The organism is Legionella yabuuchiae, assembly GCF_900640115.1.
In the GTDB taxonomy this organism is placed as follows: Bacteria; Pseudomonadota; Gammaproteobacteria; order Legionellales; family Legionellaceae; genus Legionella_A; species Legionella_A yabuuchiae.
The window spans coordinates 20,282-27,002 of sequence record NZ_CAAAIW010000030.1; the positions used below are offsets into that span (position 1 = coordinate 20,282).

Sequence of the window (6,721 nt, forward strand, 5' to 3'; positions counted from 1 at the left end):
TCGTTCAAAATGCGAGTTTTTAGGCGCCTTTATTTTTTGTCCTGCCGCATTTTAAAAAGCGAGTAATGGCTCATTCCCTTGCGAGTTTTTTAAAATGCGGCAGGGCGAAAAAGAAAAAACATAAATCACGCATTTTGAACGATCACGGGTATATATATTAGGCGCGAGTTTTGAATTTTGATCCACAACCGTAATTTTTTGATCTGAATTTTGAACATGCTGCATATAGGCCATAAAGGCAATCAAGCGTTCGCCCCAGCCTCCCATTGGATCTAAAGCACTTTGAGTTTCATGATTAAATCTGTGTTTCAAAAAAAATAAAATGGCTAAAGCTACCCTGCAATCAAATTGTCCCACTCCTACCGTTCCAGCTAACTGCTTACGAATTCTATTGTTAGTAAAGTTGCGAGGGTTAAAACTTCTATACTCCGTCTTCTTCATATCCTCGCTAACACTCATCGCAAGAACACCGTATAAGCTTGCTCTTTGTGCACTATTAACAGGGTTCCACAATGTTTTGGGTGATTTCCCTTGTTGCTCCGTGCCACAAGCAACAATCTCGTCTTCAATATAATAACCCGTGATTTGTTTATAAGTACCAGCTTCCCGAGAATAGTTTTTGATACGTTCTAAGGAGGAGTTAAATGCACCATTTTTATCTTCATTTGCTTCAAAAATAGACACAATTGATGGGATAAATTCATTTTTTAATTTTAAAAAGCAGTTTTCTGCTACTTCGAGTGAAGTTTTAAGTTTCGGGAACGGAGGTTTTTCTACTAAAATACAAACCGTCAAACGCCGTCCTACGAGTACTTTTAATAGACTAAAAAGTTTTTTTCTATCGTCTTCATTATCCATATTTAAAACATCGATATGCTTAGCAATAATGTCATTGAACGGTTTAATGTCAAAATAATCCTTTTTTTCCCTATTATAAAACTTCGCCGTTTCTATAGAGAGTATCGCTTTAACCAATTCATACCATGACTCTTTCGTTGTTTTGGTAGTATCTTTCCAAATAGCTGTTTCATAATTTGCTTTCACAAGCGTAGCTGTTGGCGCTTTTTTTCGCCGTTGAACCCCATTAGTGCCATCAAAAAAATCATCAAATTCTTTCTGAATTGAGCTATCTAATGTCTCTGAACCAGGCATCATATGAAACAAGCTGACAACGCTTCTTTGCACGCCTATCTGTTCATACAGGTTTGTCCAATGATTTGGTTGTGGCATAATGAACTCTGAATAGGGATTGACTACTTTTTAGACTAATCAAAAAATAGAATTAAATAATCCATATTACATAAAAAACCTTAAGAAATTATTAACTAACGGGTATATTTGGAAAACAAGGAGGGATTCTATGAGTGATGAGATCTACAATCAACCTGTAACTGGTCGGATAAAAAGTCCTAAATCAGCTGAACTGGTTTATTTTCTATGCTTATTGCTAGGAGGCTTCGGTATCCATCGTTTTTTTGTGGGAAAATACGTAACTGGATTTCTCATGCTCATTACAGCAGGCGGCCTTGGGCTATGGGTTCTTGTTGATTTAATGTTTATTACCAATAATAAATTTGAAGATAAGCAAAAAAGAGCCATCATTCTAACGAAACAACCCTCCCTTCTTAAGCGTTCGCTGATTGTGATCAGTACCATTATTGCTTGGCTTGTGATTTCAATTTCCACCTTTATTGGAATTATTTTTTATCTTACCAGCGGCATGGTGGATGTTGCGCGCTTACAGTTGACAGCCTTAAGAGCGGGCCAAAATCAATTAGCTTACAGCTATACCTCAAAGCAGTTTCAAAAAGCCATTCCATTTAATCAGTTTGAACAATTTATTTCACTTTACCCCGCACTTAAAAATGCTGAATCCGTCAGTTTTACTCAAAGAAAAATTGAAAACAATTCAGGCGTTATCGGCGGAACATTGACCACCAAAGATGGCAAAGAAGTCGCTGTTCAATATACATTCACTAAAGAAGATGGTGAATGGAAAATCACCTTAATTAATATCAACAAAAAAGAATAGCTGAGTGCTTTGTGATTTCAACCGGCTTTTCCGGCTGGTCCGGGAATCTCCTCTAAGTCGCGGTAAATTGCATCGCTTTTGCAAAACCAGGGCGTTTTGATCCCAAGACATTGACAAGCAAATCTTCCTGCTTATAATAATCCCAAAATGGATTGCTTAGCATGTATCTGGATGATCTCCCTCGCTTTTTACAGAAATAATGTTTCTCATGTTTGGATAATAAACCTCCTAAAAACACTCCCTTTCATTTTTTTTATTTCCATAGCTTCCATAGCGGCAGAGCCAAACCTTAATCTACAACTCTACTCCCTCGAGGATAGGTTAATTTCTAATAATAACTGCCCCATAGCAAGCTCTCCTTGCGAGGTGGACTTAAACACTGTATCCGAAGAACAATTATTAGCCGGTATTGCTTATGGCGAAGCTTCAACCTTAAACAATTTTGCAGAAATGGCAGCAATTGCATCCGCTACCGTTCGTCGAAGAAATGCAGCACACCAACCCACGGTGAATGCGTTAGTGCAAAAATATAAAAATTTTTCTTATGCGGTCTATGACGGCAATGCAAGATATAATCGCTTAATGTGCTCAGCTTCAGAATTGCCCTTTGCGCAAGCGTATGAGGCCGCACGAAACGCTCTGTATAATGGGATCGATTACGCCTCTGGTGGTTGTTTTTGGGATGGGTTCGATTTAAAAACCAAAGGGCCTAATCATACCAAATATAAACAGGGATTTCGCTTTATCAATCCACTTCATAATGTATTCTGTATTCCTGAATCACCATTTATCGATCGAATCATCGGGGGCAAAATATATCATTATAGGTTTGATTCAACTGCCGCTTTTGGCGCTACCGTCTTATGGAAATTAAACAAAGAGTATTTAAAAGCGGCGGGAGCTGGTCAATGTTTATGAATCGGATAAGCCAATTATTTCTGCTGATGTTTCTAACGCATTCAGCTTTGGGCGAACCACCTTTTGAAGTCATTCAATCTTGCATGACAGGCAAAGCCACGATGCCTGACCTTACTATTAAAGAAATAGAAGAAGATGGTTTTACAAGCGATAATATCGATAATTGCGAAGCCCGATACAACCGTCACTTTAAACATCATCTCTTTGGTATGGTGGTTTGTGGTGAGGAATTTTTTCTAGTACGAAATCATGAAAAAATTCGTTTTGATACCGCGATAAACCATTCATTAAATCCTAGAATCAAACCCGGAATTCCATTTACGGTTCGTTCATTTTGGAAAAAAATCGACTTTAAAGGCGAGTCTTATCTTTGCATCGAATCACCTTTGTCGGAGTCTGGGGTAGGGGCTTCTATAAATCAGTATTATATTATTGAACACGGTTTTGAAGAAACAACCGTCCCCATTCTGTATTATTATTTTTTTAATGGGGATGTTAGGCCGGTATTTTCAATTTAGCCCTATTTCTTAGGGTTTTTTTCTAAATTCTCTTCTGTAATGTCACAATACAACGATACACGATTGCGACCATGGTTTTTAGAGTAATACAATGCTTTATCCGCCGCATCAAGTAAATCGTTGGGGTTATTTCCATCCACAGGGAAGGCTGAGATACCAAGGGAGATCGTGATTGGCCCTATGATCTGCGCCCCATATTTAACTTGCCGCTGTGAAACTTCCTTGCGAATGGCTTCAGCACGTATGCGAGAGCTTTCCAGGTCAATGTCGTAGAGCACAACGACAAATTCTTCCCCACCAAATCTTGCGGCGATATCTCCATCACGAATTGAATTTTCTATGATTTGACCTACTTCTTTTAATACCGCATCTCCAGCATCATGCCCAAAGGTATCATTAATTTTTTTAAAATGATCTAAGTCCAGCATCAATATTGAGATAGGAGACTCTGTTCTTTGCGATTGATTCACTAGTTTTGACAAGAAATCATCCAAATATCTTCGATTGTATAGGCCTGTTAAGGGGTCACGAACGGATTGATGGCGAAGATTTTCTCTAAGCCTTACGTTGGCAAGAGCGAGCGCAATAAGCTCGGAAAAGGCGATAATTAAGAGTTTTTGATTTTCATCCTCAAATAATGCGGCTTCTTCTGACTCAAGATACAGTAACCCATATATATCATTTTGAGCCATGAGGGGAATACACAACATTGCGTTATTGTTTTCTTTGTCCTCGATATGTTCACAAACCAACGTATGATGCTGTTTATCAATTTGATGAATACGTCCAAGCCGGATTCCCCAACACTCATGCGGGGTAAAGGTTTGTTCTTGGGAAAGGGGGGTTCCCCAACTTAATATTTTTTCTAAATAGTTTCTAGAAGGATGCATAATGTAAAGATACCCACTAGCAAATTTCATGAGTTGTGTTGAGTATATCTCTACAACGTGGGCTAATTCTTTTTGTGAGCTGCAGGCTAACATGATATCGCTCATTTCGACGAGTAAGGTAATTTGCTGATTTTTGTTTTCTAACACTTTCATACCTAGGCTAAGCTGTTGGTACGATGCCTGTAACTCCTCATGTTCTTGTAGTCGTTTGGTAATGTCTCGTAAGCTGTGAATAACACTGCCATTTTCTGGATCATGATTTTTTATGTGCGAGGATGACAGTTCATAAACGTGTTTTTCATCTTGAATGATGCATTCTATTTTTTTTTCATTAAGTTCTTTGATAAGCGATTCTTTTAAATCGGTTGCAAATTCTCTTCGGTTTTCTGAGACGTCATTCAAAACATCCGGTAAGACCATTCCTACTTCAATCTTTTTCCCAAATAAGCGCTTAAATTCAATAAAATAATTGTCATTAAACATGATAAATTGCTCATCGTTATTAAACGCTGCAATCATTTCCGTGGAGCTTTCAATAATTTTTCTTAGTTGTACTTCGGTCTGAGAATGCATACGTTCAGTTTCTCTACGTCTAATTAACTCAAAATTCGCCAACAAAAAAGCATAAAGAAGAAATGAAACGCTAATAATATTGCCTATTAACAATATAAAACTGGTGTTGTCAGCGTTTTTAGTCTTAGCTTCATTTCTTTCTTGCAACAACACGTGTTCAACCGCATTGATTTCTTGGCCAATGCCTTTCACGCGCGTTGAAACTTCTTGACTCCGGTTTAGTAAATTAATTCCTTCTTCGGTAAAAAGCTTATTGTTATGTTTCAACAAAATCACTCGGTTTAACCCATTAAGACGCTCTTCGATTAAAGCAATAAACTCCAAAACGCGTTTATTCTGCTCCTCATTATCAGAAGTCATCAGAGCTAATTCTTTCAATTCTTGTTTGAGTTCCTGGACGTCTTCATCGAAATCAGCCAAAAAATGTTCTTGTGTAGTGATTAAAAAACCTCGTTGCTGAGACTCCAAGCTCACAAAGAGATAAAGCGCGGAATTCACTTGATCAATGACTTTATAGGTATGGATTACGGATTGACTGGCCTCAGCAAGGGTTTGCATTTGTTTATAAGATACAAAACTAAAAAGAATGGTTGATAAAAGAGCAATAACAAAAATAAGATTAAGCGCCGCTTGACTGAGCTTTGTATCTTTAACCCGGTGAAAAAATGATGAACCTTTTGCGGGATTATGATTCATTTCGCCATCCTAGTTCCTTACTCCCATTAAGTATAGCTTTTTTTGACTTTATCGACTGAATCGAATTAATCTTTATTGTTTATAACGAGCATTTGTTTTGAAAGATCACGGGTATATTAGAGTCTGTTGACATTTCATCTGCCGCCTACGCGGTAGTGGATCAAGTCCGTCACAACCTTTTTTGTCCGCGGGATCTTTTAGAAGCGCTAACCAATTTATTCATGAGGAAATAGATAATGCAGCGGTGTTTAAGCCAGCTGATGTATCAGAGGCTATTGAGGTATTCAAACAGTTATCTCTAAACTCCTAACCAAGACAGGCGTTTATGAAAAATATTTAAGAACCAATTTTATGAAATCTTTGGCATTGGATGTGGTTAACCTTTAATGCCTAGATTTTGTGCAGTGGCTAAAATTGGCTTTATGCATGGTAAAGGCTTCGCGCTAAGTCTATTTCTGAGATTTTGCTTCAAACAAAAACGGATGAAGTGCATAGCATGGATGCTGCGGTCGTGCCGCAGCAAGTAGGGTGTTCCGTGAGTCGCGAAGCGCAGATAACGGTAAATAATTTCTTAACCCGATATTCCTCTAGAAGCCAATGATGAACTGCCAACTTCTTCCGCAGTTTGTACTTCAGGTGCTCTGAAAAGACTCAATCGTGATGTCTTGGGTTTGGGGGTGGCACTACTAGACCAAGCCTGGATTCGTTTTACTGCTAAAATGTGTGCAGCCGGATTGTGAATGATATCACCCCAGCCTCCTCGACGCGCCCAGTATTGCATAACTGTTGGAAGCTTATGATAATTTTTAAGTTTTGTTAATTCTGCCATGTTTTCAATGGTTTCTGGCGTTTGTGTATCACCAAATTCTTGCTGGTATTTTGCTCGAAAATAATCGACTTCAATAATATTAATTTTGTTAATCAGCTGGCTCATGGTTTCCTCAAAAAGACCTTTATCCTCTTCTGTGGGTAAAGTTGTTTTGAGTTGCCCAAAAAATTCACAGGACTTACGCAAAACTCATCAAAACAGATGGACTTTTAAGCTCTTGAATCAAATAATTACGCAAGAGACTTTTCTTTATCTGATAGACAGT

6 protein-coding genes are annotated in these 6,721 nt (G+C 38.1%); 3 read left to right on the forward strand and 3 right to left on the reverse strand.

Going from position 1 to position 6,721, the window contains the following annotated elements; translation table 11 throughout:
• Window positions 1-51: 51 nt before the first annotated feature.
• Complete coding sequence (locus E1O47_RS10595) at window positions 52-1,230, reverse strand: hypothetical protein (protein WP_133131233.1); 1,179 nt, start codon at window positions 1,228-1,230, stop codon at window positions 52-54.
• A gap of 130 nt (window positions 1,231-1,360) precedes the next feature.
• Between E1O47_RS10595 and E1O47_RS12305 the strand changes: the two genes are divergently transcribed.
• From E1O47_RS12305 to E1O47_RS10610, 3 genes are all read left to right on the forward strand, one after another.
• Window positions 1,361-2,032, forward strand: coding sequence for a DUF4864 domain-containing protein (locus tag E1O47_RS12305; protein ID WP_165475102.1), 672 nt, complete (start codon window positions 1,361-1,363; stop codon window positions 2,030-2,032).
• A 366-nt stretch (window positions 2,033-2,398) separates the two neighbouring features.
• Entirely contained in the window at window positions 2,399-2,950 is a 552-nt protein-coding gene (locus E1O47_RS10605; protein ID WP_133131234.1) for a hypothetical protein, read from the forward strand.
• Window positions 2,947-3,468, forward strand: coding sequence for a hypothetical protein (locus E1O47_RS10610; protein WP_133131235.1), 522 nt, complete (start codon window positions 2,947-2,949; stop codon window positions 3,466-3,468). Before E1O47_RS10605 ends, E1O47_RS10610 begins: the two co-directional genes overlap by 4 nt.
• A 2-nt stretch (window positions 3,469-3,470) precedes the next feature.
• On the opposite strand, the gene E1O47_RS10615 is transcribed toward E1O47_RS10610, so the two are convergent.
• Both E1O47_RS10615 and E1O47_RS10620 read right to left on the reverse strand, forming a co-directional pair.
• Entirely contained in the window at window positions 3,471-5,627 is a 2,157-nt protein-coding gene (locus tag E1O47_RS10615; protein ID WP_133131236.1) for a diguanylate cyclase, read from the reverse strand.
• A gap of 571 nt (window positions 5,628-6,198) precedes the next feature.
• The gene (locus E1O47_RS10620; RefSeq protein ID WP_165475103.1) at window positions 6,199-6,642 is read right to left on the reverse strand and encodes a hypothetical protein; all 444 of its coding nucleotides are present in this window, start codon (window positions 6,640-6,642) and stop codon (window positions 6,199-6,201) included.
• Window positions 6,643-6,721 lie beyond the last annotated feature (79 nt).